Origin of the sequence: Burkholderia sp. 22PA0099 (assembly GCF_047497165.1) — a bacterium.
In the GTDB taxonomy this organism is placed as follows: domain Bacteria; phylum Pseudomonadota; class Gammaproteobacteria; order Burkholderiales; family Burkholderiaceae; genus Burkholderia.
In genome coordinates this window covers 2,917,016-2,943,077 of the sequence record NZ_CP163165.1, presented here as the reverse complement: position 1 = coordinate 2,943,077, position 26,062 = coordinate 2,917,016, and the positions used below count along the sequence as shown (strand labels likewise).

The window sequence follows — 26,062 nt, the reverse complement described above, 5'->3', positions numbered from 1 at the left end:
TATTTTCGGTAACCATGAACATGTGAAAATCACTGCAAACATGTTTTTCCAATGTTTAAAATTAAATGTCTTTCATTTGTGAATTTAACTATTTTTAAAGATATTGCCAATTTCATTGGATATTCGGTGCGTCGTGCAATCCTCACACCAAATCACCGGTTGTTTGGTAATCGGCTGTCATTGCTCTGATCTTGAAAGGTGTCGTAAGAATGTGATATTCGAGGCCAGGCAAGCTGCCTGACCCCGATGCCCCGGCCTTGGCATGGCTGGATGCCATGCTCGTGGCTTTCGGATAATCGTCATGGGCCGCGGGGCCGATTCAAAATCAAGGCCCTGATTATCAGGATCGATATGCTCGTTCGAAGTCGGGGCCACGGCCCGATCCGCCGGATTGTCAGGCCCCGTTGTTGCGTTGTGCATTCGGGGTTCGGGATCATGTCCGAAAGACTGAATTCATAATCCAAAAAGTAGAAAAGTAATTATTTTGATTATTTGAAATGAGGTGTGTTTGAAATCATGTGGGTGGGGTCGAGCCTGGCGTTGTGGCAGGCGGTAGAAGGGAGAAGGCCACGGAGGTCGGTGTGGGCCGTGGCGCAGCAACGCCGCGATCGGCACCGCCTGGCACACCGAAGCAGGCTTGCGGACGATCCCGCAATCGAGACGATGGAGCATGAATCTGCTCCGATCGGTCATGGGCCGCGGGGCCACGGCGCGATACCTTCCGAACGTTCCCTTTCCGATTCACCAAGGACAACGCGATGAAGTTTCGTTCCATGGTTTCGCGCTGCGCCACGATCGCGGCGCACGTGCTGGCCGTCACCGGCGTCGCACTCGCCGCGTCGAACTGCGCTCATGCCGGCGAGGTCGTGAATCTCGGCGAACTGTCGTTGCAGACGCTGTCGGGCAAGACCGAAAAACTGGCCCGCTATCCGGGCGAAGTGGTGGTCGTGAATTTCTGGGCGCCCTGGTGCGCGCCATGCCGTCGCGAGGTGCCGGATTTCGTCGCACTCCAGAAGCAGTACGCCGGCAAGGTGCAGTTCCTGGGCATCGCGCTCGATGAAGCCGCGCCGGTTGCCGCATTCGCCAAACGCAATGGCATCAACTATCCGGTCTACCTGGCGGGCGGCCCGGGTATCGCGATGCTGCTCCGGGAAGGAGACACGCATGGCGGCGTGCCGTTTACGGTCGTGCTCGACGGCAATGGCGAGAAAGTGGCGTCGGCGTTGGGGCAGGTGGACCCGCAACGAATGACGGCCTTGCTCGACAAGCTGACCTCGAAACCGCACTGACCGCGACCCGCACGCCGATCGCTTCAACCCGGTCGCTGTCGGCGGCCATCATTATCAGGAGACCCAGCTTGAACAAGACCTTAGGTGCCGTTTTCACGATGTGTGCGGCGTTGTGCGCGGGCCATGCGATGGCCCAATCCGCCACGTTGCATGTTTATGGCGCGGGCGGCCCCGCCCCCGCGATGAAGGAGGCCGCGCAGGCGTTCGAGAAACAGACCGGCGTGCATGTCGAGGTCACGGCCGGCCCGACAGCCGGCTGGATCGACCACGCGCGCGCGGATGCCGACCTCGTCTACAGCGGCTCTGAGACGATGATGTCCGATTTCGTCGTGGCGATGGGCGACCAACTGACGCCCGATGCGCCGGTGCCGCTGTATCTGCGGCCGATGGCGATGCTCGTGCGCAAGGGCAATCCACGGCATATCGGCGGCCTGGGCGATGCATTGAAGCCCGGGGTTCGCGTGCTGGTGGTCAACGGTGCCGGGCAGAACGGCGTGTGGGAGGATGTGGCGGGGCGGCTTGGCGATATCGGCACCGTGAAGGCGCTGCGCGCCAATATCGTCAGCTATGCGCCGAACACGGCGGTCGCGCGTCAGACGTGGATCGACCACCCCGATATCGATGTCTGGCTGGTGTGGAATATCTGGCAGACCTCGAACCCGTCGCTGGCGGACCTGGTTGCGATCGAGCCGCGCTACGCGATCTATCGGGATGCGGGCATTGCGATCACGCGCAGGGGCGCCGACGTGGCGGCATCGTCGCAGTTCGTGGCGTTTCTGCAATCGCCGCAGGGCGCGAAGATCTTTGGCCGGTGGGGATGGCTCGCCGGGCAGCCGGCGCAGTGACGTCGAGATCGCGTGGGCCGATCGAGGCGGACAGGATGTCGCCGATCGACGCGGCGACTTCGTCAGGACAGCTTCATGAATCCAAGCCGTCATGCCGGGCGCTATCAGCGTGCAAATCGCGCTGTCTGCCAGTTCAGGTCCTTCGCGAAGTCGATGAACGACGCGAGGTAGTCCACCGAGGCGTCCGCGTCGCGCGTGCCGAGGAAGATCTGCTTGGCGATGCCGTTCTTGCCGAGCTTCACCGGCACGACCGGCACGCGGTCCGCATATTCCTCGGCGAGCCAGCGCGGCAGCGCCGCCACGCCGCGCCGGTTGGCCACCATCTGCAGCATGATGTCGGTCGTCTCGATCGCCTTGGTGCGGCGCGGCACCACGCCGGCCGGGCGCAGGAAATGCGTGTAGATATCCAGACGATCGGTCTCGACCGGATACGTGATCAGCGTCTCGTCGATCAGCTGCTCGGGCTTCACGTAACGCGCGTCGGCCAGCGGATGATCTTCCGCCACCACCAGCACCTGCTCGTAGTCGAACACCGGATCGAAGCGCAGCCCCGGGCGCGCGAGCGGATCGGGCGTGACCAGCACGTCGATGTCATAGCCGAACAGCGCCGCGATGCCGCTGAACTGGAAGCGCTGCTTCACGTCCACATCCACGTCAGGCCAGCGCGTCAGGTACGGCGAGACCACCTTCAGCAGCCACTGGTAGCACGGCGCGCATTCCATGCCGATGCGCAGCGTGCCGCGCTCGCCGTCGGCATATTGCTTCATGCGCGCCTCCGCATGCTCGAATTGCGGCAACATCCGTTCCGCGAGCGACAGCAGATAGTGCCCCGCCTGCGTGAGCCGCAGGCCACGCCCCTCGCGATTCCAGATCGGCGTGCCGAGCTGTTGCTCGATCTTCTTCACGGTGTGGCTCAGTGCCGACTGCGTCAGGAACAGCGCCGCGGCGGCGGCCGTGAGCGAGCCCTGCCGCTGCACCTCGCGGATGATGACCAGATGAATGCGTTCGAGCATGGGTGTTCCGTTCTTCAGGCAATGAGGAATTCTAATCGAGGCGATCGGGCGCATCGCGGCGGCCCGCCTCGCGCTTGAAGAACGTGGCGCGGATCAACGACAGCGGCATGCTGTATTACGGCATGGACGAACCGGAGCAGGGCGGCGGTGGAGGCCGCGCCTTGGCTCCGGTTGCAAGCCGATATCAAGCCGATATCAGGACGAGAGTTCCGCCCGGACGATTTCCGCGCCCGCGCTCAGGGCATTCAGCTTGCCGGTCGCCACGTGGCGAGACAGGGGCGCCATGCCACAGTTGGTGCACGGATAGAGCTTGTCGGCATCGACGAACTGAAGCGCCTTGCGCAAGGTATCGGCGACTTCCTCCGGCGTTTCGATGGTGTTCGATGCCACGTCGATCGCCCCGACCATCACCTTCTTGCCTCGGATCAGTTCGATCAGATCCATCGGCACGCGCGAGTTGTGACATTCCAGGGAAACCAGGTCGAGATTCGAGGCCTGCAGCTTCGGGAAGATTTCCTCGTATTGCCGCCACTCCGAGCCCAGCGTCTTTTTCCAGTCGGTATTGGCCTTGATGCCGTAGCCGTAGCAGATATGCACGGCGGTTTCGCATTTGAGCCCTTCGATTGCCGTTTCCAGGGCGGCAATGCCCCAGTCGTTCACCTCGTCGAAGAACACGTTGAACGCGGGCTCGTCGAACTGGATGATATCGACGCCAGCGGCTTCCAGCTCCCGGGCTTCCTGATTGAGGATCTTGGCGAACTCCCAGGCCAGTTTTTCGCGGCTTTTGTAGTGGCTGTCGTAGAGCGTATCGATCATGGTCATCGGGCCGGGCAGCGCCCATTTGATCGGCTGTTGGGTTTGCCGGCGCAGGAACTTGGCATCGTCGACGAAAACCGGCTGCTTGCGCGCCACGGCGCCCACCACGGTCGGCACGCTCGCATCGTAGCGATTGCGAATCCTGACCACCTCGCGCTTCTCGAAATCGACGCCTTCGAGATGCTCGATGAACGTCGTGACGAAGTGTTGGCGCGTTTGCTCGCCATCGCTGACGATATCGATGCCTGCCTGCTGCTGATCGTTCAAGGACACGCGCAGGGCGTCCTGCTTGCCTTCGACCAAGGCCTCGTCCTGCAGCTTCCACGGCGACCAGAGTTTCTCCGGCTCTGCCAGCCAGGCGGGTTTCGGCAGGCTGCCGGCAGTCGAGGTGGGCAACAACGTTTTCATGATGAATGACCTGGTGTGTTGATTAATGAATCAAAGCGCGCAATCGGCGGACCATTGCTCGAGCATGGCCTGGTAGGGTTTGATGAAATGCGTCTCGGCAAACTTGCCTTGCTCGACCGCCAGGCGGCTGCGTTCTTCCCGGTCGTACACGATCCGGGTCAGGGAATGATCCGGGTGCTGCAAGCTGGGTTGATACGGGGTTCCGGCCGCGGAATTGGCGTTGTAGATTTCTGGCCGGTAAATCTTCTGGAATGTTTCCATCGTGCTGATGGTGCTGATCAGTTCGAGATTGGTGTAATCGTTGAGCAGATCGCCGAGAAAATAAAACGTCAGCGGTGCGGCGCTGTTGGGTGCCATGAAATGGCGAGCCTGCAGCCCCATTTTTTCGAAGTACTGCTCGGTCAGCGAAAGCTTGCCTTGCTGGTATTCGATGCCCAGCACCGGGTGCTGATTTGCCGTCCGATGATAGGTGCTGTTGCTCGACACGCTCAGGCAGATCACGGGCGGCTTGTTGAAGTGTGCTCGGTACGCGTCGGAATTCACGAAGCGCTTGAACAGCTTGCCGTGCAGGTCGCCGAAATCGTGCGGAATGCCGAATTCGGCTTGATTCCTGTTGTGTTCGAGCAGGCGCACGCTGAAATCGTAATCTCGCACGTAGGAGGAAAAATTGTTCCCCACGATGCCTTCGATGCGTTCGTCCGTTTTTCGATCGACGATATTCGTTTTCAATACTTCGATCATCGGGAATGCGCCGCCATTCTCGCCATTGCCGCCCGAGTCGATATTCATTTCGACCGAAATGATGTCGAGCTCGACGCCATAGCGATCGCCGCGCGGGTTGTCCCAGTGCGCCAACGCATTGAAGCGACGGTCGATCATGCTCAAGGTGTTGCGCAAATTCTCCTGGCGCGCGTCGCCCCTGGCCAGATTGGCGAAGTTGGTGGTGATGCGGGTGTTTTCGCCGGGATGGTAGTTTTCATCGAAGCGAATGCTTTTGATGAAGAATGTGAAGTCGTGGTTCATCGCGATTCAAATCCTGGTTCTTGATATGCGGTTTGATCTGTTTTTAATTTAAATGAATCGAATTTATATAATTAATGCTGAAGCGCATTCTATCGTGGAGTAATCGATGAGAAAAAGTGATTTGATTTCATAGATCGATTATTTATTTTCATGTGTCGATGCGCGACGAAAAACGACTGGTGCCTGGTGTACCATTTCTCGCCCGCCGCATGCAGGCGTGAGTTTTGCTCGGAAATTCTCTCCCCGATTTCTCGCAGGCCCTTCATGCCGAGACCGTCGTTCTCCACTCAGCTCTACGCGCTCTGGATTCTGGTCGCCGGCCTTTGCATTCTGCTCACGGCGGTCGTGTGGCTGATGCTCTCGTCGGCGCTGGGGGAGCGCGTCGCCCAAGCCCGGCAGCAGGCCGTGACGGCCTGCGCCGCGGTTGCGTCGCGCTACGACCTGTCGATGCAGCGGCCCGGCGAAACCGATGTCGATCTGATGCACGCCGTGCTCGACCTCGTCCTGATCCGCACGGAGGGCATCGAGGGCGGCTTCTGGTCCTCGGCGTCGCCCCCCGGCGCGCCGGCCGGCTTTCTCGCCTACGCGTTTCCGACCTACGAGGGCAGTGGCGTCAAACGCGACGTGCCCGAAGCCGAAACCCCATTGATTCTTCGCACGCTGTCGAACGTCGCGCGCCTCGGCCAGATGCGTGCCGACGTGGTGACCGGCGGCGGGGATGCGGTGGTCGCGGTCGCTTGCCCGGTGCCGCGTCATGCCGGGTTGCTCGCCTGGATGCTGACGCGGGCACGGCCGCCGCTCGGGCCATACGGGGAGCGCGCGGCGGCCATCCTGGCGACGATGCTGGCCGTCATCGTGGCGCTCGCGGTGTTGCTGGCGATGGCGCTCAGGCGCTGGAAGCGCAAGCTCACGCGGCTCGAACAGGCGCTGGCGCCGGATGGCGGCCTCGAACGCGGCACGCGCATCGAGCGGCTTGGCGAACCGGATCTCGATCACATCGTCGATGCGCTCAACCGCTATGTCGAACGCGCGGATCGCCTGCAACGCGAGGCCAACGCGCTGAGTGCGAAGCTCGGGCAGGCCGAGCGTTTCGGCGCGCTGGGCAAGATGGCCGCGCAGATCGCGCATGAAATCCGCAACCCGGTCGGCGCGATGCGCCTGAAGGCGGAGAACGCGCTGGCGGGCGACGCCGCCCGGCGCGAAGCCGCGTTGAAGATCATCATCGAGCAAGTCGGGCGCGTCGAATCTCAACTCACGAGCCTGCTCGCGCTGACGCAACCGATCACCCTCCGCCCGCAGGCGGTCGACCTGCCCGCGTGGCTCGCCGGCTTGCTGCGTACGCACGAAGCGCGGGCGGAAAGCCGGCAGGTGACGTTGCAGATGGAAGTCGCCGCCGGCACCGGCGCCACGCATCCGGTCTTCGATGCCGCGCAACTGGCGCGCGCACTCGACAATCTGATCGTCAACGCGCTGCGGCACGCGCCGCCGGGCAGCCACGTCAAGGTCAATGCGTGCGCCGTCACGCGCGAGGGTGAAGCGCGCCTGCGGCTCGAAGTCGTGGATGAAGGCGCGGGCGTGAGCGACGGCGATCGCGAGCGGATCTTCGAGCCGTTCGTCACGGGGCGCCCCGACGGATCGGGGCTGGGCCTGGCCGTCGTGCGCGAGATCGCATCGGCGCATGGCGGCGGCGCGTGGCTGGCGGCCCCGGCCGAATCGACCTGTTTTGTCATCGAGGTGCCATGGCGACCATCCTGATCATCGACGACGACGATGCGTTCCGCGACGGCCTGGCCGAGACCATCCAGGACCTCGGCTACCGTCCGATCGAGGCGCGCTCCGGCGAAGATGCGATCGCGCGTCTGCGTGAGGCAGCGACACCCGTGTGCATCTTCCTCGACTTCCGGCTGCCGGGCGCGGACGGTCTTGCCGTGCTCAAGACGCTGCGGGACATGCCCGAGCTGCAGCAGGTGCCGGTCGTGATGCTGACGGCGTACGCCACCAGCGACAACACCATCGGCGCGATGCGGCTGGGCGCGTTCGAGCATTTGACCAAGCCGGTCGGCCGCGACGAGATCGCCGCGCTGCTCGCGCGCATCGTCGCGACTCGTGTCGATACGTCCGCCTTGCGGGCCATTCCCCGGTTCGCGGACGACACGCCTTCTCGCGAGCCGCAATTGCTCGGCATCAGCGAGGCCATGCGCGACATCCAGAAGCAGCTCGGCCGTGCGGCCGGCACGCAATCGACCGTCCTGATCACCGGCGAGACGGGCACCGGCAAGGAGGTCGCGGCGAGCGTGCTGCATCGCGCGTCGGCCCGTTCGGATGGCCCGTTCATCGCCGTGAACTGCGCCGCGATCCCGCCGGATCTGCTCGAGAGCGAGCTGTTCGGTCATGCCAAGGGCGCGTTCACCGGCGCCCATGCGGACCGGCGCGGCTGCTTCGAGGTGGCGCACGGCGGCACGCTCTTTCTCGACGAAATCGGCGACATGCCGCTCGCGATGCAGGCGAAGCTGCTGCGCGTGTTGCAGGAGCGGCAGATCGTGCCGTTGGGAAGCAACCGGCCGTTGACCGTCGATGTGCGCGTGGTGGCCGCCACGCATCGCGACTTGCCGGCGATGGTCGCGGCCGGCACGTTCCGGCAGGATCTGTCGTATCGGTTGAGCGTGATTCCGCTGCATATGCCGCCGTTGCGCGAACGCGTGGCCGACATCCTTCCCCTGGCGGAGCACTTCCTCGAAACCGTCGCCGGTGGCCCCGAAGCCGCACGCAAGCATCTTTCCGCGGACGCCCAGCGGCTGCTGGTCGGCTTTGGCTGGCCCGGCAACGTGCGCGAGCTGGCCAACGCGATCGAGCGTGCCCACGCACTGGCGCCGGCGAGCGTGCTGACCCGGGATGATTTCGCATTCCTGTTCGATTCGGCCGCGAGCGACGCCAATGCGATCCCCCCGGCCCTGATCGACCTGCCCCTGCCCGATGCGCTCGCGACGCTCGAACGTGCCCTGATCGCCCGCGCGCTCGCGCTGGCCGATGGCAATCGGGCCGAAGCCGCGCGCCGGCTCGGCATCAGTCGCCAGTCGCTCTACACACGCCTCGCGAATCTCGGCCTGTCCGACGCCTGACGGTGTGGATGTGTCGGGAAACCGGACAGCGGCTGTCCGGTTTCCCGACATCGCCATCCCGCATCGGCGCGTGGGCGCCTGTCCGCATGGGACTTTCCGGCATGGCATGGAGCTTGCAAAAGACGCTCCATGTCTTCAAGGAGTGGATCATGCCAGCGAATCCGAAGCCCTCATGCAGCCGCCTTGCCACCCGCATCCTGAGCGCCGCGAGCCTCGCCGCGCTCGTCGTGGCGAACCCCGCCTCGGCGGCCCAGGCCGACACCGGGCGGCCCATCGCGCCGCCGCCCCCAGCCGCGACCGGCGCGCCGCCGCCGGCCCCTGCGCTCGATGCCGCCACGGCGGCACCGCCTGCGCCTGTCCCCGCGCTCGGCGCCCCCACGGCGGCGGCGCCTGTGCCTGCGCCGCCGGCGCACGGCCCCGGGCGGCTCGGCGATAGCGATGCGCCCGCGACCGAGCAAGGCGTCGTGGCGCGCTTTCTGATCAACCCGGATGGCGAGGTCGACAGCCTGTTGACACGTGACGGCACGCTGGTCCGTTTCCCGCCGCACCTGGGCGAGCAGCTTGTCTCGATGGTGCGCCCGGGCGACAACGTGCGGATCGGCGGATCGCGCGATGCGGGCGGCGCGCTCACGGCGCAGCGCATCACCGACCTGCGCAGCGGTCGGCAACTGGTGGATCAGCCGCCGTTGCCGGGCAACCCGCCGCTGCCGCCCGATCTGCACGGCGCGGCGCTGTCGCGTCTCGATGCGCAAGGCCAGGTGGCGCACGTCACGACCACGCCGCGCGGCGAGCCGGACGGCGTGATCCTGGCCGACGGCACCGTGATTCGCATGACGCCGCCCATCGCCCAGCAATTTCCCGCGCTCGTGCAAACCGGCGCGACGGTATCGGCGCAAGGGTACGGCACGCGCACCCGATACGGCACGGCGCTGCAGGCCACCGCATTCGGCGCGCCCGGCGAGCTGACGATGCTCTACGATCGCGCGCCGCCCGCGCCTTGAGCGAGGCGCGATACCCCCTCACGAACCGCATTCCGGTTTCCCTCACCGTCGAACAAGGAGTCACGACATGCATTGGATCGATCCCGAGAGCCTTCCCGAAGTTCGCGGCAAGGTCACGCGTTTTCTTCTGAACGCCCATGGCGAACTGGATGGCCTGGTGTTGGGCGCGCGTTCGCCGCAGCAGGTCCCGCCGCAGCAGGTCCATTTCCCGCCGCATTTGTCGCGGCAGGTTGCACGCTCGATTGCCGTGGGCGACGAGGTGCGCGTGCGTGGCGTGAAGGCACGCGGCGCCCCCTTGCTCGCCGCCGTTTCGATCACGACGACGGCCGGCAAGCTGATCCTGGACGAAGGCCCGCATCACGACGGCGAGAAGCCGCCGCGCCCGGAAGCCGGGCGCAGCCCGATGGAGGCGAGCGGCGAAGTGCTGTTGTCGCTCTACGGCCCGAAAGGCGAGTTGCGCGGTGCGCTGTTGAGCGACGGCACGTCGCTGCGCATGCCGCCGCACGCCGCTGCCGAACTGGCGTCGTACCTTGAGCCGGGCGCGCACGTCCAGGCGTGGGGGCAGGGCGTGACCAACCGGCACGGGCGAACCGTCGAGGTCGCCGAAATCGCCGAACTGGTCGATGAGGACACCGTCGCGTCGGCGCTCGACGCATAGCGGGCGCACGCATGTCGAGCCGGGTTCGCTTCGGATCGGCATGCTTCGTGCGCCGGCCTTGTGTGGGTCGGTGCCGGTCACCCGGATGGGAACGACCATGAGAGGAGCGAGCGATGAATCCGCTTTACGCGCTGGAAGGGCTCAACTTCTTCATGGCCGATGTCCAGGCCGGCATCGGCCCGTTTCTCGGCGTCTTTCTGCAGGCGCGTGGCTGGCACGCCGACGCGATCGGCATGGTGATGACGCTCGGCGGCATCGCGGGCATGCTCGCCACCTCGCCGGCCGGTGCGCTGGTCGACGCCACCCGTCACAAGCGCGGCGTCATCGTGGCGGCGGCGGTGATGACGACCCTCGCCTCGCTGGTGCTGTGGGCGGCCCACGCGTACTGGATGGTCGCGGCATCGCAAATCCTCACGGCGGTGACGGGCGCCGTGCTCGGGCCTGCCGTGGCGGGCATGACGCTCGGCATCGTGCAGGCGCGCGGTTTCGATCGGCAGTTCGGGCGCAACCAGGTGGCCAATCACGCGGGTAACGTGGTCGGTGCGGCGCTGTCGGGGTGGCTGGGCTGGCGTTACGGCTTCGGCGCTGGTGTTCGCGCTCACGGGCGTGTTCGGCGTGATGGCGATGATCGCCACCTTGCTGATCCGACGCGATTGCATCGATCACGACCGCGCCCGAGGCTTGAGCGCGGGTTCGACCACGCAGGCGCACGAGCCGGCGAGCGGCTTGCGGGTGCTCCTGACATGTCGCCCGCTGTTGCTGCTGTCCGCCGCGCTGGCGATGTTCCACCTCGGCAATGCCGCGATGCTGCCGCTCTATGGCCTGGCGGTGGTGGCCGCTCACCAGGGCGATCCGAGCGCGTTCACCGCGCAGACGATCGTGGTGGCGCAACTCGTGATGGTGTTGGCCGCCTGCGTGGCGAACCGGCTGATCCTGCGCATCGGATACTGGCGCGTGATTCTGATCACGTTGCTGGCGCTGCCGCTGCGCGGGCTGGCGGCGGCGCTGTTCATTTCCGCCTGGGGCGTGTGGCCCGTGCAGGTGCTCGATGGCATCGGCGCGGGGCTGCAAGGCGTCGCGGTGCCGGCGCTCATCGTGCGGCTGCTGCAGGGCACCGGGCGCGTCAACGTCGGGCAGGGCGTGGTGATGACCGTGCAGGGTGCCGGCGCGGCCCTGAGCCCCGCGCTCGGGGGCGTGCTCGCGCAGCACTTCGGCTACGCCACGGCATTCCTCGCGCTGGGCGCGGTGTCGATGGGCTCGCTCACGCTGTGGATGGTGTTCGGCACGTCCTTGAGGCAGGCATGCGGCGTTCATGACGATCCCGCCCGCCCGAACTCGCTCGCGACATGATGCGGATTTCGTCGCGGGCGGTTGCCGAACCTCGGCGTTCCGACACGCGATAAGTCATACGAAACATATCCCTGCCGGCCTGACCGCAACCGTTTGCGCGCAGGCGCTGCCGATTCGCATCGTCCACCGACCTCGATTTCCCGGCCCGCTTGCCGTTAACAAGGATTTCCCGCCGCCTTGCGTAGTGCATTGCATCGGATTGTCCTTACGAGCGTGAGCATGCCAGCCTCCACACCCATCGAGAAAATTGCCGACTGGGCGGGACGAAACCATCTCGTCGTCGGTGCGCTGGGCACGCTGATGTCGCTCGCCGCGCTGAGCCTGAACGCCATGACGCTCTGGGCAATGAGAACCGGGGTCGTCGAGCATGCGCACGAAAGCTCGCTCAACGTCGCCGCCGTGCTGGCCAGCGAGATCGGCAGGACCGTCGAAACCTCCAACAACGCCTTGGTGGTGCTGGCATCCGATCTCGGCAGGCCCGAGATCCAGCGCATGGATGCCAGGCTGCGGCACGATCTGCTGTTTCAGCGCGGGCCCGCCCAATACGTGACCGGCATCGGCGTGACCGACCGGTACGGCCACGTGATCGACGGATGCTGCAGCTCGACGCACCAATGGGATTTCAGCGACCGGGACTATTTCACGGTGCATCGCGACGCCGCGAACGTCGGCCTTTATGTCTCCGAACCCTATCGTGCCCGCGTGCGCAACGGCATGGCGTCGATCGCGTTGTCGCGCCGCATCGAGCTGCCGGACCACACGTTCAACGGCATCGCGGTGGTGGCCATCGATATCACGTACTTCGATCAGTTGCTGGCCCGGCTGAACGTCGGGAAGAACGGCATCAGCGCGATCCTGCGCGCGGACGGCACCATCCTGGCCAGAAATCCGCCGCTGGGCGGCCACCAGATGGTCCGCCTGAGCGCATCGCAGCCCTTCGAACGCATGCTCACGCAGGATTCGGGGTTCTATACGGACTACTCACGTATCGACGGCACCCGGCGGCTCTATACGTATCACCACGTGCCCGGTACGCCGCTGATTGCCGTCGTGGCCCCCGCCGAACGCAGCGTTCTCGCCGGCTTCATGCGCATGTCATGGTCGGTGGGCGTGTCGGCCTCGCTGATCTGCACGCTGTTCTGCGCCGTGGTGTGGCTGCTCGCGTTCGCGTTGAAAAACAACCTGCGCAAGCAGCGGCTGCTGACCGATCTGAGCCGCACCGATCCGCTCACGGGCCTGCAAAACCGCCGCGCGCTCGACATCGCGCTGGCCAACGAATGGGAGCGCTTGCAGCGCAACAACGGTGGCGACGGCGGCAGCCTGTCCGTGCTGTTCATCGACGTCGATCACTTCAAGCAGTACAACGACCGATTCGGGCATGCGCAGGGCGATACGGCGCTGCGCTTCCTGGCCGAATGCATTCGGGCCCACACGCAGCGGCGTGCCGACATCGTCGCGCGTTACGGCGGCGAGGAATTCGTCGCGGTGTTGCCGAACACCGACGAAAGCGGCGCCGCAACCGTGGCCGAGGCGATCCGTGCGGAAGTGGAGCGCAACCGGCTTGCCGATTTCGTCGAGTCGACGCCACCATTCACGGTCAGCATGGGTTACGCGACCGGGCATCGCGGCCGCCCGGCATCGATCGATGAACTGACGCAATCGGCGGACTCGGCGCTGTATCGCGCCAAGCGCGAAGGCCGAAACCGCGTGTGTTGCGCGCAGGAAGCGTAGCGTCCCCGGCCCGGGTGGGCCGGGGTTGCGGCGCAGCGCTTAACGTTCCAGGCGGAACAGGCTGACCGTCTCGTGAAGCTGCTGCCCCTGCGCGTTCAGCGATTCCGATGCCGCCGCGATTTCCTCGACGAGCGCCGCGTTCTGCTGGGTCGATTGATCCATGGTGGAAACGGCGGTGTTGATTTCGTCGATCGCGCGGGTCTGCTCGTGCGCGGCCGCCGCGATATCGGTTGTGATGGCGGCCACGCTGCGCACCGCGCTGTTCAGCTCGGTGATCGTCTTGCCGGCCACGGCGATTTGCGAGGCGCCCGTGCGCACGTTGCCCACCGAGGCTTCCAGCAGGCCCTTGATCTCCTTGGCCGAGGCCGTCGAGCGCTGCGCGAGGTTGCGGACCTCGGTGGCCACCACGGCGAAGCCGCGGCCGCTTTCGCCCGCGCGCGCCGATTCCACGGCCGCGTTGAGCGCGAGGATATTGGTCTGGAAGGCGATCGATTCGATGATCCCGACGATGCCGATGATGCGCTCCGATTCGCTGACGGCCGCTTCCATGGTTTTCGCCGCGTCGGTCACGGCCTCGTCGCCGCGTCGCGCCACGCTCACCGCGTCGGTGGCGATGGTGTTTGCATGCTTGGCGCGATCGGCCGCCTCGCGCACGGTGCCGGCCAACTGTTCCATGCTGGCGGCCGTCTGCTGGATCGAGGCGGCCTGCTGCTCGGTGCGCGCCGACAAATCGATATTGCCGGCCGACACTTCGCGCGCGGCCGTCTGAAATTGCGTGCTGCTCGACGCCACCTTGATCAGCACGCCGTGCAGCTTCTCGACAAACGCATTGAAGCGTTGGGCCAACTGCGCGACTTCGTCCTTGCCGGCCACCGGCAGGCGCGTGGTGAGATCGCCGTCGCCCTCGGCGATTTCGTGCATCGATCCGGCCAGCGCGCGCAGCGGCACCGTGATGCGGCGGCTCAGGATCACCGTGAACAGCAGGGCCGCACCGAGCACCAGCAAGCCGGTCAGGAACAGGATCGCGGCCAGCCGGTTCGCGCCCGCCATCATTTCGCTGCGCGGTTCGAGTGCGTAGTAGCGCCAGCCATTCTTCGGCGAGGTGTAGGCGTAGGCCTCGTAAACAGTGGAGCCGAACCGCACCGCGCTGCGTCCGTCGGTGGCCGAGGCGAGTTGCTGGTAGCCGTCGCCGAGGCCGGCGAGATCCTTGAATTCGTGCGTCTTGTCGCGCGGATCGATCAGCACCTTGCCGTTGTTGTCCGCCACCAGCAGGTAGCCGGTTTCGCCGAAACGGATGCCGCTGGTCAGGCTGGCGAAGCCGGTCAGCGACAGGTCGCCTTCCAGCACGCCGATGATCGCGCCGTTCGCGCCCTTGACCACCTTGGCGAACGGAATGATCGCGCCGCCGGAGCCGGCCGCGCTGAGGTACGGGGCGGGACGCACCACGTGATCGGGGTCCGTCATCGCCAGCTTGTACCAGGGCCGCTCGCGCGGGTCGTAGTGGTTGCCGTTCATGCTCTCGATCGGCCACTGGACGTAGCCGCCCGTTTGCGTGCCGATGTCGAGGTAGCGCAGGTCCGGATGCGCGTCGCCGAACTGCTTGAGCAACGCAAAGATGGTCTGCTCGACCCCGCCGTTCTTGTCGGGCGTCATCATCCCGCCACCGGCCAGGTAGTTGGTGATCGAAGCGTCGGCCGACAGCAACTGCGCCGTGCCGACCAGGTAGCCGAGGTTCTGCTCGACGCCCTTGAAGGTGCCGTCGAGCGATTCGTCGGCCTGGGCGATGCGCGACTGGCTCGACTGCTCGAAATTGCGGGCCGCTTCGGTCCGGACGTTGATCACGCTGACGGCCGTCAGGGCGGCGATACTGAGCGCGAGCGCCGCGCCGAACGAGAGGCCGATCTTGAGGCCCACGGAGTTGGAAAGGGTCATCGGCATCGGGGCTGGGCAGAGAGCAGGGCGGGATTTGACCTACTTGTCGGCAGCCTGGGCCGGTTCTTTAATCGCGCAGGCGGAAACCGTCCGGATGCGACGAAATCTGTCGGATTTTGGCGGTATTCATCACTCTTGGTTGGTTGAACCGGGCGCTGTTCGCTCGCGATTCGTCAGATCATTTCCGCGCTGCGTTGCCATGCGTCGCGGAGAACGTCATGGCAACCCGGCTCGACCCGCGCCGGGGCCGAACGGCTTAGACCGTCACCACGATCTTCCCGACCTGCTCGCTGCGTTCCATGTAGCGATGCGCCTCGACGATATCGGCGAGCGCAAACGTCTTGGCGATGCGGGGCTTCAACTGGCCGCCCTTGATCTTGTCGTAGACGTATCGCACGGCCTGTTCACGCAACTGCGGAACCAGCGTCACGCCGAACACCGAGTACCCCATCATCTTGAAGCTCCGGCGTTGCGCGCCGAGCCGCCAGGCTTCGTAGATCGGAAACGCGGGCACCTGGTTCGAGAGCAGGCCGTAGACGATGATCAGCGCATCGTCGGCCGTCGCCATGGCGAGATCGGCGATGGCGGGGCCGCCGACGCTGTCGAAGATCACCTTGGCGCCCACGCCGCCCGTAATCTCCAGGATGCGAGCCGTCAGGTCCGGCTCTTCGTCGGTGACGATCACATGCGCCGCGCCCAGTTCGAGCAAGCGATCGCGCTTGGCGGCCGAGCGCGTGATGGCGATCGGGATGCCGCCTTCGGCCTTGACGATCTGGATCGCGCCGGGGCCGACCGAGCCGGCGGCGGCCGTCATGACCACGAAATCGCCCGGCGCGATGGCGGCGTGATGCACCAGCGCGCCCCAGGCCGTGATGTACTGCATCCAGATGCTGGCGCCTTCCTCGAACGACAGGTGCTCGGGGTAGGGGGCCAGCAGCTCCGCCGGAACGATCGCGACCTCGCCGTACACGCCGTAATCGGTCAGCGAGAACGCCGGCACGGTGGAGCGGATCTGGCCGACCAGGGCCGGATCGACGCCCGGGCCGACGGCCTCGACGACGCCCGAGGCCTCGTAGCCGTTGCGGGCCGGGAAGCTCGGCGAGACGTAGTACTCGTCCTTGCGGAACATGATCTCGCCATAGCTCAGGCCGATCGCCTTGACGCGCAGGCGCGCCTCGCCGGGGCCGGGTTCCGGCAACGGCAGGGTATCCACGCTCAAGACTTCCGGGCCGCCGGCCTCATGGAATTGAACGATTTTCACCAGTTCCGACATCGTGATTCTCCATACGTTAGAGCGAGCGCCGACGGGATCGCCGGGCGAACGGGGCAGTCGGGGAACGCGCCCGCGATATGCGCGCGGCAGGCGGCACCCCTTGCGCCGAATCCCGACAGCGTAGAGGCGCCCGATCGGGCCGTCTTGCCTGCGCCGGCCCGGATTTCTGTCCGTGGCGGTCGATCGCGAACCAAGCGTTGCGGCATCGACACCGGCACTCGATCCCGCCCTCAACGAGCGAACCGGAAATGTCGGAAAATGCTCGGCTCACCGTATCAAGGAGCCCGCCATGAACCGGCTGTCTTTCTCCACCTCGAGCCTGGCCGGAACGGCGCGCGCGAACTATTGGGCCTCGCTGGTCTGCGATACCTTCGTCGAGCTGGATTGCGACGTGCCGACGCCCGACCGCTTCGACGGCCGGCTGGAGTGCCTGGAGGCGGGTGAACTGCAGATGTTTCAGATCGCGTCGTCGGCGCATGGGGTCGCGCGCACGCGCTCGCGCATTGCGCGCTCGGCGCGCGACGTTTTCCTGCTGACCCTGCAGACGGCGGGCCGTGGCCAGGCCCGGCAGGGCGGGCGGCAGGCGGTGATGGAGCCGGGCGATTTCACGCTGGTGGACACCACGCGCCCCTACGACTTGCGCTTCGACCGCGATTTCGGCCAGATCGTGATGCGCCTGCCGCGCAAGCTGCTCCTCGGCAGGCTCGCCACGGCCGAGGATCTCACCGCGCAGCGCGTGGCGGGCGATCGCGGCGTGGGCCGGCTGGCGTCGAGCTACCTTCGGCAGATCCCGGCCGAACTCGACGCCATCGATCCGGCCTACCTGGGCCGGGTGCACGATGCCGCGCTCGATCTGATCGCCACGGCGCTGGGCGCGGGCCTGGATGCCCCGCTGCATGCCGGCGAGCGTCATGTCGCGCTGCGGCGCCGGATCCTGGCGTATCTCGAACAGCATCTTTCGGATCCCGAACTGAACAGCGAATCGATCGCGGCGGCGCACGGCATCTCGGCCCGGCAACTGAGCCGCCTGTTCGAGGGAACCGGCGTGCGCGTGTCGCAACGGCTCTGGTCCGGCCGGATCGAGCAGGCACGCCGCGATCTCGCCGATCCGTTGCGCACGCATCTATCCATCACGCGCATCGGCCATGACGCGGGGTTCAAGGACGCCGCGCATTTCAGCCGTCAGTTCAAGTCGGCGCTCGGCGAAACGCCACGCGATTTCCGCGCCCGGGTTCACGCTGGCGCATAGCGCGGGGCGGGCGATCCGGCTGCGCGGCGCGATCAGTGGCCGGCATCCGGCTCGGTGGCGCCATGCGTCGCGTGCCGGATCACCTGCGGCGACTGCCCGAACGCGCGGATGAAGGCGCGGCGCATGCGCCCGGAATCGCCGAAGCCCGTCTGCTGTGCCACCGCCTCGATCGGATGATCGCTGTCTTCCATCAGGATGCGCGCCGCCTCGACGCGCAGGTTCTCGACGGCCCTGGCCGGCGATTGCCCGGTCTCTTCCTGGAAGATGCGGCTGAATTGCCGTGGGCTCAGATTTGCGACCTCGGCCAACTCGTCGATGCTCAGACGATTGGTTAGATGGCGGCGCGCATAGGTGACGACCTTCTGGATTCGATCCGACTTCGGTTCCAGTTCGAGCAGCGTCGAATACTGCGTCTGCCCGCCGCTGCGGCGGTGGTACATGACAAAAAAGCGCGCGATGGTGCGCGCGAGATCGATGCCGAAATCCTCCTCGATGAACGCCAGCGCCAGATCGAGCCCGGCGGTGCTGCCCGCGCAGGTCCAGATCGGGCCGTCCGACATGAAGATCCGGTTTTCCTCCACCTTGATGGCCGGATAACGCTCCTGCAACAGCCGGGCGCTGCCCCAATGGGTCGTGGCGCTGCGGCCTTCCAGCAGCCCGGCCGCCGCCAGCGCGAACGCGCCGGTGCAGACGCTGGCGATCCGGCGGCTGCGCTGCGGCGCGCCGCGAAGGAACGCGACGATGTCCGGCTCCGGCTCCACCGGGCCGCCGCACACGATGAGCAGATCGAACAACGCGTCGGAGAACGGTTCCGAGTCGATCGACACACCGATCGGCCCGCGTAACGGGCCGCCCGACTTCGACAGCACCCGCACCTCGTAGATCGTCCGGCCGGCGTGACGGTTCGCGACATCGAACGCGCCCGCGACGGCGATCTGCAGCGGCGTGAACCCCTGGTAAAACACGAACCCCACTTTTTGTGTCTTCATCGCAGCAATCGGAATGTCCTGAATTGCACGCAGTATGACATTTGTGACATCGCGTCTCAACGGGATACTGGGCACGACCGGAACCGGACTTTTCCGGACGGCCTGCACTGAATTCCCTGTGGAAAAGCGATGAGCATTCAACCTGGCAAACACACTGTTTCGACCCGAGGCGGCGCGGCGGAGGCCGCGGACCACGCCTCGCTGGTGCCGATCTACTGCATGGCACTGGGTACCTTCGCGATCGGCACCGAGGTGTACATGATCGCGCCGCTGCTGCCGCGCATGGCGGTGGATTTCGGGCGATCGCTGTCGGCGGTCGCGCTGCTGATCACGGTGTTCACCCTCACGCTGGCGCTGAGTTCACCGATCCTGACGGTGCTCGGCGCGCGCCTGAACCGGCGCAAGCTGCTGCTCGCGGCGATCGGCGTATTCGCGGCGGGCAACTTCGTCGCGTGGGCGTCGACCGATTTCTTCGGCATCCTGATGGCCCGGATCATTCTCGCCATCTCGGCGGGGCTGTACGTGCCCAACGCCAGCGCGCTGGCCGGCGTGACGGTCGGGCCGAATCGCCGCGCCACGGCGCTGGCCATCGTCAACAGCGGCACGACCATCGCGGTGGCGCTGGGCTTGCCGCTGGGTTCGCTGATCGGCAACGCGTTCGGCTGGCGCATGACGTTCCTGGCGGTGGGCGTGATGGCGATCGTCGCGGCCGTCGGCATCGCCATGGGCGTGCCCGCCACGGTGGGCGACGGCCTGCGGGTGCCCGGCTTCCGCGAGCGCGTGACGACCGCGACCCGCCCCCGGGTCTGGATGACCTTGCTGGTGACGCTGCTGTGGGCAGCGGCGGTCTACACCGCCTATCCGATGATTGCGCCGTTCCTGGTGGAGGTCGCCAAGGTCAGCGGCTGGGGGATCACGGCGATGCTGTCGTTGTGGGGCGTGTCGGCCGCCGCGGGCGTGCTGGCCAGCGGCAAGCTCACCGATCGTTTCGGTTCGACGGCGATCATCATCGCCGCGCTCGCGTTCGGCATCCTCGCGTTCCTGTTTCTGGCGGCCATCGCGTTCTCAGCGCCCACCCACCCTGTGCTGCCGGTTGCGATCGGGCTGGTGTGCTGGGGCTTTTCCGCGTGGGGCGTGGTGCCGGCCCTGATGGCGCGGCTGGTCAAGGCCGGCGGCGTGTCCGAAGCGCCGATCTCGCTGTCGCTGAATTATTCGGTGATGTACGCCGGCTTCTCGCTGGGAAGCTGGATCGGCGCGCGCATCGTGGCCCAGGGCGGGATTCACGGCATCGATCTGATCGCGGCGTGTCTCGAAGCCGCCGCGCTGATCTTCTTCCTGCTGACCAGGCACATCATCGACAGGAGCCGGGAATGAACGATCATTCAACCCGCAAGCGCGAAGTCAAAGGCTGGATCCTCTCGGGCGCGGCGCTGGCCGTGATCGCGGCCGCCGTGCTGGGCGGGCCGCGCGTGCTGGGCGGCAACGCCGGTGCGGCCGGTGCGGCGCCGGTGCCGAGCGTGGTGGTGGCCCGTCCACTGCAGCGCGAGATCGACAGCCGGGTCGAATTCCAGGGCCGGCTTTCCGCGATCGAGCAGGTCGAGCTGCGCGCGCAGGTCGGCGGCACGCTGACGCGGATCGGTTTCAAGGACGGCAGCCTGGTGCGCAAGGGCGACGTGCTGTTCGAGATCGATCGCACGCCGTATGAAATCAAGCTGAACGAGGCGATCGCCCGGCTCGACGCCGCGCGGGCCAGGCTGACGCTCGCCAACCGGCAGTTCGGCCGCGCGCAGACCTTGCAGCAGAGCGGCGCGGGCACCACCGAGAACGCCGAGCAGCGCGACGCCGACCAGCGGGCCGCGAAAGCTGCGGTCGACGACGCCCAGGCCGAGTTGAACGATGCGCGCTTCGATCTCGATCATTGCCGGATCGTCGCGCCGTTCACCGGGCGGATCGGCACGCATCTGGTTTCCGTCGGCAATCTCATTTCGGGGAGCCGCGCCGGATCGAGCCCGACCACGCTGCTGGCGACGCTCGTTTCGGTGAATCCCGTGCATCTGGACTTCGACATGAGCGAAGCCGACTACATGGCGTTTTCGCGGCGGCGCCTGACGCAGCCGGGGCCGCTGGCCAATGCCGTGCAGATCTCGCTCAGCGATGAACAGGGGTTCGGGCGGCACGGCGCGCTCGACTTCCTGGACAACGCCATCGACCGGTCGAGCGGCACCATTCACGCCCGCGCGACCCTCGCCAACGACGACCTCCTGCTGACGCCGGGCGGCTTCGCGCGGGTGCGGGTGCAGCTCGCTCCGCCGAGCCCCGCGTTGCTCGTGCCCGACGCGTCGGTGCTGCCCGATCAATCGGAGCACATCGTGCTGGTGGTGGGCGGCGACGACATCGTGAAGCCCAGGCGCGTGCGCATCGGCGATCTTCGCGGCGGGCTGAGGGTGATCCTCGGCGGCCTGCAAGCGACCGACCGGGTGATCGTGGCCGGCATGCCGGCGGCGAGCCCGGGGGCGAAGGTGTCGCCCCATGCCGGCGCGATCGACGACACCACCGAGCAGGGCGGAAGCTGAGCCACGACATGAAACTCGCACACTTCTTCATCGACCGGCCGCGTTTCGCGGCCGTGATCAACGTCTTCATCACGGTGTTCGGGCTGGCGACGATGGCCTTCCTGCCGGTGGCCCAGTACCCGGATATCGTGCCGCCGACCGTGCAGGTCACCACCACCTACCCGGGGGCCTCCGCCGAAACGATTGCCCGAACCGTCGCGACGCCGCTCGAGCAATCGATCAACGGCGTCGAGAACATGGAGTACATCAGCAGCCAGTCCACCGGCAACGGCGCGCTGACGATCACCGTGACCTTCAAGGTGGGCACGGAAATGAACGCCGCGCTGATGCTCACGCAAAATCGCGTGGAGGATACCTTGTCGCGCCTGCCCGACGAGGTGCAGCGCCAGGGCGTGCAGGTCAAGAAGACCATCCCGGCGTTCCTGCTCGGCATCCATCCCTATTCGCCGGATGGCTCGCGCGATACGCAATACATCTCGAACTACATGATCCTGAACGTCAAGGACGAGATCGCGCGTCTTCCCGGCGTGTCGGACCTGCTCTCGCGCGGCGATCGGCAGTACGCGATGCGAATCTGGATCGACCCGGACAAGGCCGCAGCCAGCAACCTGAGCGCGAACGAGATCCTCGCCGCGTTGCGGGCGCAGAACGCCCAGGTTTCGGCAGGGGTCTTGAACGAACCGCCGGTGGCGTCGCGAGCCGCGTATCAGATCAACGTGGAAGCGCTGGGCCGGCTCGTCACGCCGGAGCAGTTCGCCAACGTGATCTTGAAGACGGACGCGCAGGGCCGGGTGACGCGCGTGCGCGATATCGGGCGGGTCGAACTCGGCGCGGTGGATTACCTGTCGACCGCCTATGCCGACCGCAGCCCGTCGGCGCCGCTGTTCGCGTTCGCGGTGCCGGGCTCGAACGTGGTGACGGTGGAGCACGCGATCATCGACAAGATGAAGCAACTCTCGAAGCGCTTTCCTTCCGGGCTCGCCTACAAGATCTTCTACGACCCGACCACCTTCGTCAGCCAGTCGATTCACGAAGTCATCCTGACCATCGGCATCGCGATTTTGCTGGTGGTGGGGGTGGTCTACGTGTTCCTGCAAAGCTGGCGGGCGACCCTGATCCCGGTGGTGGCGATTCCCGTGTCGCTGGTGGGCGCGTTCACGATTCTTGCCGCGTTCGGCACGACCATCAACAACCTGTCGCTGTTCGGGCTGGTGCTGGCGGTGGGGATCGTGGTGGACGATGCGATCGTGGTGGTCGAGAACGTCGAGCGCAACATCGCGCTCGGCATGTCGCCGCGAGACGCGGCGCACCGGACCATGGACGAGGTGTCGGGGGCGCTGGTGGCGATCGCGCTGACGCTGTGCGCCGTGTTCGTGCCGTCGGCGTTCATCTCGGGCATCCCGGGGCTGTTCTTCAAGCAGTTCGCGATCACCATCTCGGCCTCGACGGTGATCTCCTGCTTCGTCTCGCTCACATTGAGCCCGGCGTTGTGCGCCGCCTTGCTGAAGGCGCATCCCGAGGGCGGGCGCCACGTCGCGCCGCGCGGCGTGGCGAAAATGGTTCAGGCGGGGTTCGGGCGCTTCAATGCAGCGTTCGATTGGCTGTCCCATCACTACGGCAGGATCACCGGCCGCCTGGTGCGGGCCACGGCGATTGTCGCGGTGGCGTACCTCGGCCTGATTTCGCTGACGGGCGTGCAGTTCTCGCTGATGAGCACCGGCTTCATTCCCGAGCAGGACCAGGGTTACCTGATCGCGATTCTGAGCCTGCCGCCCGGCTCCAGCCTCGACCGCACCGATGCCGTGGTGCGCCAGGCCACCGACATCATCATGAGCACGCCGGGCATCGAGCACACCTCACCGATGGCCGGGTACGACGCGACCACCTCGACGGTGTCGCCGAGCGCCGGCACCATCTTCATCGTGCTGCCGTCGATGGGCGGCCACGAGATTCGCGGCGTCAACGCGGAGAAGATGCTGGGGATCGTCAAGCAGCGCCTGGCCGTCATCAAGGACGCCCGCATCCTGGTGATCTCGCCGCCGCCGATCCAGGGCCTGGGCAGCGCCGGCGGTTTCAAGCTGATGCTGGAGGACCACGCCAACCTCGGCGCCGAAGCGCTGTCGCAGGCCGCGAACAGGCTCGTGGCGACGGCCAACCACGACCCGGCGTTTCGCGGCGTGTTCACGCTCTACAACACGCGCGCGCCGTCGATCTTCACCGATATCGATCGCGTGAAGGCGGAGAAGGTCGGCCTGACCACCACCGACGTGTTCTCCACCTTGCAGCTTTATCTGGGCTCTCAATACGTGAACGATTTCAACTACCTGGGCCGGACCTTCCAGGTCTATGCCCAGGGCGATGAAGCGTTCCGCGAGAACAGCGAGGAGATCGCGCGCCTGAAGGCGCGCAATGCCAGCGGAGACATGGTGCCGATCGGCTCGGTGGCCACCTTCAGGGCGATGACCGCGCCGTATCGCGTGCCGCGCTACAACCTCTATCCGGCGGCCGAGGTGCAGGGTGCCGCGGCGCCCGGCGTGTCGTCCGGCGATGCCATCGAGCGGATGTCCGAGCTTGCCGCCCGGGTATTGCCGCCCGGCATCGAATTCGAATGGACCGACCTGGCCTATCAGCAACGGAAACCGGGCGTGCCGACCCTCGCGATATTCGCCGCCGCCGCGATCTTCGTGTTCCTGGTGCTCGCCGCGCAGTACGAAAGCTGGAAGACGCCGTTATCCGTGGTGCTGATCGTTCCGATGTGCCTGCTGGCCTCCGCCACGGGGCTGCGTTTCAGGGGCTTGCCGATCGACATCCTGGCGCAGATCGGTTTCGTGGTGCTGGTCGGCCTGGCCGCGAAGAACGCCATCCTGATCGTCGAATTCGCCCGGCAGCGGCAGGACCACGACGGCGACACCGCCGAGGAAGCAGCGACGCAGGCGGCGCGCACCCGCCTGCGGCCGATCCTGATGACCTCGTTCGCGTTCATTCTCGGGGTCGCGCCGCTGGCGGTGGCCACGGGGGCCGGCGCCGAAATGCGTCAGTCGCTGGGCACGGCGGTGTTGTTCGGCATGCTGGGGGTGACCGCCTTCGGGCTGGTCTTCACCCCGGCGTTCTATGCCGCGATACGCAAACTGGGCGGGAGGAGCAACGCATGAGCCGAAACCGAGGATGGGTCGCGGCGCTCGCATTGAGCGTGAGCGGTTGCGCGGTGGGGCCGGACTACACGCCGCCGAAAACGGACCTGCAGCCGTTTCATAACGCCGTGGCGGGTGTGCCGCAAAAAGCGGGGCAAGCCGAGCCGTCGATGGATCGCTGGTGGGCCGGTTTCGACGATCCGGTGCTGACGGCGCTGGAGGCGCGTGCGCTCGAACAGAACCTCGACCTCGCGGCGGTGCTCGCGCGCGTGCGTCAGGCGCGGGCCGCGGCATCGGGCGCCGGTGCGGCGCTGCTGCCGAGCATCGATCTCGATGGGTCAAGCCACTACGAACATCAGAGCCTGCGCAGCCCGTTCGGGGCGGTCGCGTCCACCGTGCCCGGCTTTACACGCGATGGGCACGAGGATGCGATCGGGCCGTCGGCAAGCTGGGAGATCGATCTGTTCGGCGGCCTGCGGCGGGGCGCTGCCGCCGCGCGCGACGCAGCGCAGGCGGCCGAGGCCGATCGGGCCGGCATCCGCGTGATGGTGGTGGCGGACACGGCCGATGCGTACTTGCAGATACGCGGCTATCAGGCGCGCGTGGCCGTCGCGCAGGCGCAGATCGTGGCGGACGAACAGTTGCTCGAACTCGTCAGGCATCGATTGGCGGCGGGCGCCGCCACGCAACGGGAGATCGCGCAGACCGAAGCCTTGCTCGGGCAGGCTCGCGCGAGCGTGCCCGTCTTGCGTCAAGGCCTGGAGCAGCAACTGAATCGACTCGACGTGTTGACGGGTTCGCAGCCGGGCACTCAGGCCCAGGCGCTTGCCGTGCCGGGCGAGATCCCGGACATCCCGCCGATTCCCGCCAACCCGCAGCCGGTCGACATGTTGCGCCGTCGTCCGGACATCATCGCGGCGGAGCGGCGGCTCGCCGCGACCAACGAACAGATCGGCGCGGCCATCGGCGAGTACTACCCGAAGCTCTCGCTGTCGGGCGCCTTGGGGTTCGACAGCACGAGTACGGGCCATCTGTTCGGTGCGTCGGCGTTTCAGGCGCTGGGCGGCGGGGCATTGCGCTGGCGGCTGTTCGATTTCGGGAAGGTCGATGCGGAAGTGGCCGAGGCGCGCGGGGCGAATGCCGAAGCGCTCGCGGTCTATCGAAAGGCGGTGCTGCATGCCGCCGAGGACGTGGAGAACGCCTTGTCCGGCCTGACGCAGAACCATGCGCGCCTGATCGAATTGCGCACCGAGGTGCGCTCGCTGATCGAGGCGCGCGATCTCGCGCGGCAGGCGTATCGGGCGGGGGCGATCACGCTGACCGATGTGCTGGATGCGGATCGGCAATTGCTCGACGCGCAGGATCAACTGGACGAAAGCCGGGCGGGCGTCGCGCGCGCCGCGGTGGGCGTGTATCGGGCGTTGGGCGGGGGCTGGGCTACGTCGGAGGTGGTCGCCAGCGGCGGGTGATCGCTTCCGCTTGGCCGAGCACGTCGGGCCGGCGTGTTCGGGCTAGCTCGATCCCCCTCACGCCCCGCGCCGGAACGGCATCGCGGCTACCGGCTGCCCGAGCAATTTGGCCGAGCACGTCGGGCCGGCATGTTCCGGCTCGCTTCACCCGTCTCACGCCCCGCGCCGAAACCCCATTGCGACGGCCGGCTGT

Annotated in this window: 18 protein-coding genes and 1 pseudogene; 13 read left to right on the top strand and 6 right to left on the bottom strand. The window is 66.4% G+C overall.

From position 1 onward, the window contains the following. Window positions 1–758: 758 nt before the first annotated feature. Window positions 759–1,289 (top strand): TlpA family protein disulfide reductase, encoded by a 531-nt coding sequence (locus AB4851_RS28460; RefSeq protein WP_414449752.1) that lies wholly within the window; start codon window positions 759–761, stop codon window positions 1,287–1,289. Window positions 1,290–1,357: 68 nt separating this feature from the next. After that, a complete protein-coding gene (locus tag AB4851_RS28455; RefSeq protein ID WP_414449751.1) occupies window positions 1,358–2,134 on the top strand; it encodes a substrate-binding domain-containing protein in 777 nt (258 codons plus the stop codon). 104 nt (window positions 2,135–2,238) lie between these two features. Here the strand turns inward: AB4851_RS28455 and AB4851_RS28450 are convergent, their stop codons facing one another. The 3 genes from AB4851_RS28450 to AB4851_RS28440 form a co-directional block, all read right to left on the bottom strand. Further along, complete coding sequence (locus AB4851_RS28450) at window positions 2,239–3,147, bottom strand: LysR family transcriptional regulator (RefSeq protein ID WP_414449750.1); 909 nt, start codon at window positions 3,145–3,147, stop codon at window positions 2,239–2,241. Between the two features lie 195 nt (window positions 3,148–3,342). Next, a complete protein-coding gene (locus tag AB4851_RS28445; RefSeq protein WP_414449749.1) occupies window positions 3,343–4,371 on the bottom strand; it encodes a methionine synthase in 1,029 nt (342 codons plus the stop codon). A gap of 30 nt (window positions 4,372–4,401) precedes the next feature. Then, a complete protein-coding gene (locus AB4851_RS28440; RefSeq protein ID WP_414449748.1) occupies window positions 4,402–5,394 on the bottom strand; it encodes a DUF1852 domain-containing protein in 993 nt (330 codons plus the stop codon). Between the two features lie 264 nt (window positions 5,395–5,658). Between AB4851_RS28440 and AB4851_RS28435 the strand changes: the two genes are divergently transcribed. The 6 genes and pseudogenes from AB4851_RS28435 (at window position 5,659) to AB4851_RS28410 (ending at window position 13,253) form a co-directional block, all read left to right on the top strand. Further along, the gene (locus tag AB4851_RS28435) at window positions 5,659–7,149 is read left to right on the top strand and encodes a sensor histidine kinase (protein WP_414449747.1); all 1,491 of its coding nucleotides are present in this window, start codon (window positions 5,659–5,661) and stop codon (window positions 7,147–7,149) included. Then, window positions 7,134–8,513 carry a sigma-54-dependent transcriptional regulator gene (locus AB4851_RS28430; protein ID WP_414449746.1) on the top strand — a complete coding sequence of 460 codons (1,380 nt, stop codon included), beginning with the start codon at window positions 7,134–7,136 and terminating at the stop codon, window positions 8,511–8,513. Before AB4851_RS28435 ends, AB4851_RS28430 begins: the two co-directional genes overlap by 16 nt. 149 nt (window positions 8,514–8,662) lie before the next feature. Beyond that, complete coding sequence (locus AB4851_RS28425) at window positions 8,663–9,514, top strand: hypothetical protein (protein ID WP_414449745.1); 852 nt, start codon at window positions 8,663–8,665, stop codon at window positions 9,512–9,514. A gap of 67 nt (window positions 9,515–9,581) precedes the next feature. Next, on the top strand, window positions 9,582–10,172 hold the full coding sequence (locus tag AB4851_RS28420) for a hypothetical protein (protein WP_414449744.1): 591 nt from the start codon (window positions 9,582–9,584) through the stop codon (window positions 10,170–10,172). A gap of 113 nt (window positions 10,173–10,285) precedes the next feature. Continuing rightward, a pseudogene (locus AB4851_RS28415) lies at window positions 10,286–11,522 on the top strand (MFS transporter). A gap of 219 nt (window positions 11,523–11,741) precedes the next feature. Further along, window positions 11,742–13,253 (top strand): diguanylate cyclase, encoded by a 1,512-nt coding sequence (locus AB4851_RS28410; protein ID WP_414449743.1) that lies wholly within the window; start codon window positions 11,742–11,744, stop codon window positions 13,251–13,253. 39 nt (window positions 13,254–13,292) lie between these two features. On the opposite strand, the gene AB4851_RS28405 is transcribed toward AB4851_RS28410, so the two are convergent. Next, on the bottom strand, window positions 13,293–15,185 hold the full coding sequence (locus AB4851_RS28405; protein WP_414449742.1) for a methyl-accepting chemotaxis protein: 1,893 nt from the start codon (window positions 15,183–15,185) through the stop codon (window positions 13,293–13,295). A gap of 256 nt (window positions 15,186–15,441) precedes the next feature. Next, on the bottom strand, window positions 15,442–16,458 hold the full coding sequence (locus AB4851_RS28400; protein WP_414449741.1) for a zinc-dependent alcohol dehydrogenase family protein: 1,017 nt from the start codon (window positions 16,456–16,458) through the stop codon (window positions 15,442–15,444). 289 nt (window positions 16,459–16,747) lie between these two features. Here AB4851_RS28400 and AB4851_RS28395 point away from each other — a divergent pair, with 289 nt between their 5' ends. After that, window positions 16,748–17,707, top strand: coding sequence for a helix-turn-helix domain-containing protein (locus AB4851_RS28395; RefSeq protein ID WP_414449740.1), 960 nt, complete (start codon window positions 16,748–16,750; stop codon window positions 17,705–17,707). Window positions 17,708–17,739: 32 nt separating this feature from the next. Here the strand turns inward: AB4851_RS28395 and AB4851_RS28390 are convergent, their stop codons facing one another. Next, complete coding sequence (locus AB4851_RS28390) at window positions 17,740–18,696, bottom strand: GlxA family transcriptional regulator (protein WP_414451966.1); 957 nt, start codon at window positions 18,694–18,696, stop codon at window positions 17,740–17,742. A 129-nt stretch (window positions 18,697–18,825) separates the two neighbouring features. On the opposite strand from AB4851_RS28390, the gene AB4851_RS28385 reads away from it, so the two are divergent. From AB4851_RS28385 to AB4851_RS28370, 4 genes are read left to right on the top strand one after another with little or no spacing between them, the layout of a single operon-like run. After that, window positions 18,826–20,070, top strand: a complete 1,245-nt coding sequence (locus tag AB4851_RS28385) for an MFS transporter (protein ID WP_414449739.1) — start codon at window positions 18,826–18,828, stop codon at window positions 20,068–20,070. Continuing rightward, window positions 20,067–21,269: an efflux RND transporter periplasmic adaptor subunit gene (locus tag AB4851_RS28380; RefSeq protein WP_414449738.1), complete on the top strand. Its 1,203-nt coding sequence runs from the start codon at window positions 20,067–20,069 to the stop codon at window positions 21,267–21,269. The genes AB4851_RS28385 and AB4851_RS28380 overlap by 4 nt, the downstream gene beginning before the upstream one ends. Before the next feature lie 8 nt (window positions 21,270–21,277). Beyond that, window positions 21,278–24,421 (top strand): efflux RND transporter permease subunit, encoded by a 3,144-nt coding sequence (locus AB4851_RS28375; protein ID WP_414449737.1) that lies wholly within the window; start codon window positions 21,278–21,280, stop codon window positions 24,419–24,421. Further along, on the top strand, window positions 24,418–25,869 hold the full coding sequence (locus tag AB4851_RS28370; RefSeq protein WP_414449736.1) for an efflux transporter outer membrane subunit: 1,452 nt from the start codon (window positions 24,418–24,420) through the stop codon (window positions 25,867–25,869). Before AB4851_RS28375 ends, AB4851_RS28370 begins: the two co-directional genes overlap by 4 nt. The last annotated feature ends 193 nt before the right edge of the window (window positions 25,870–26,062 follow it).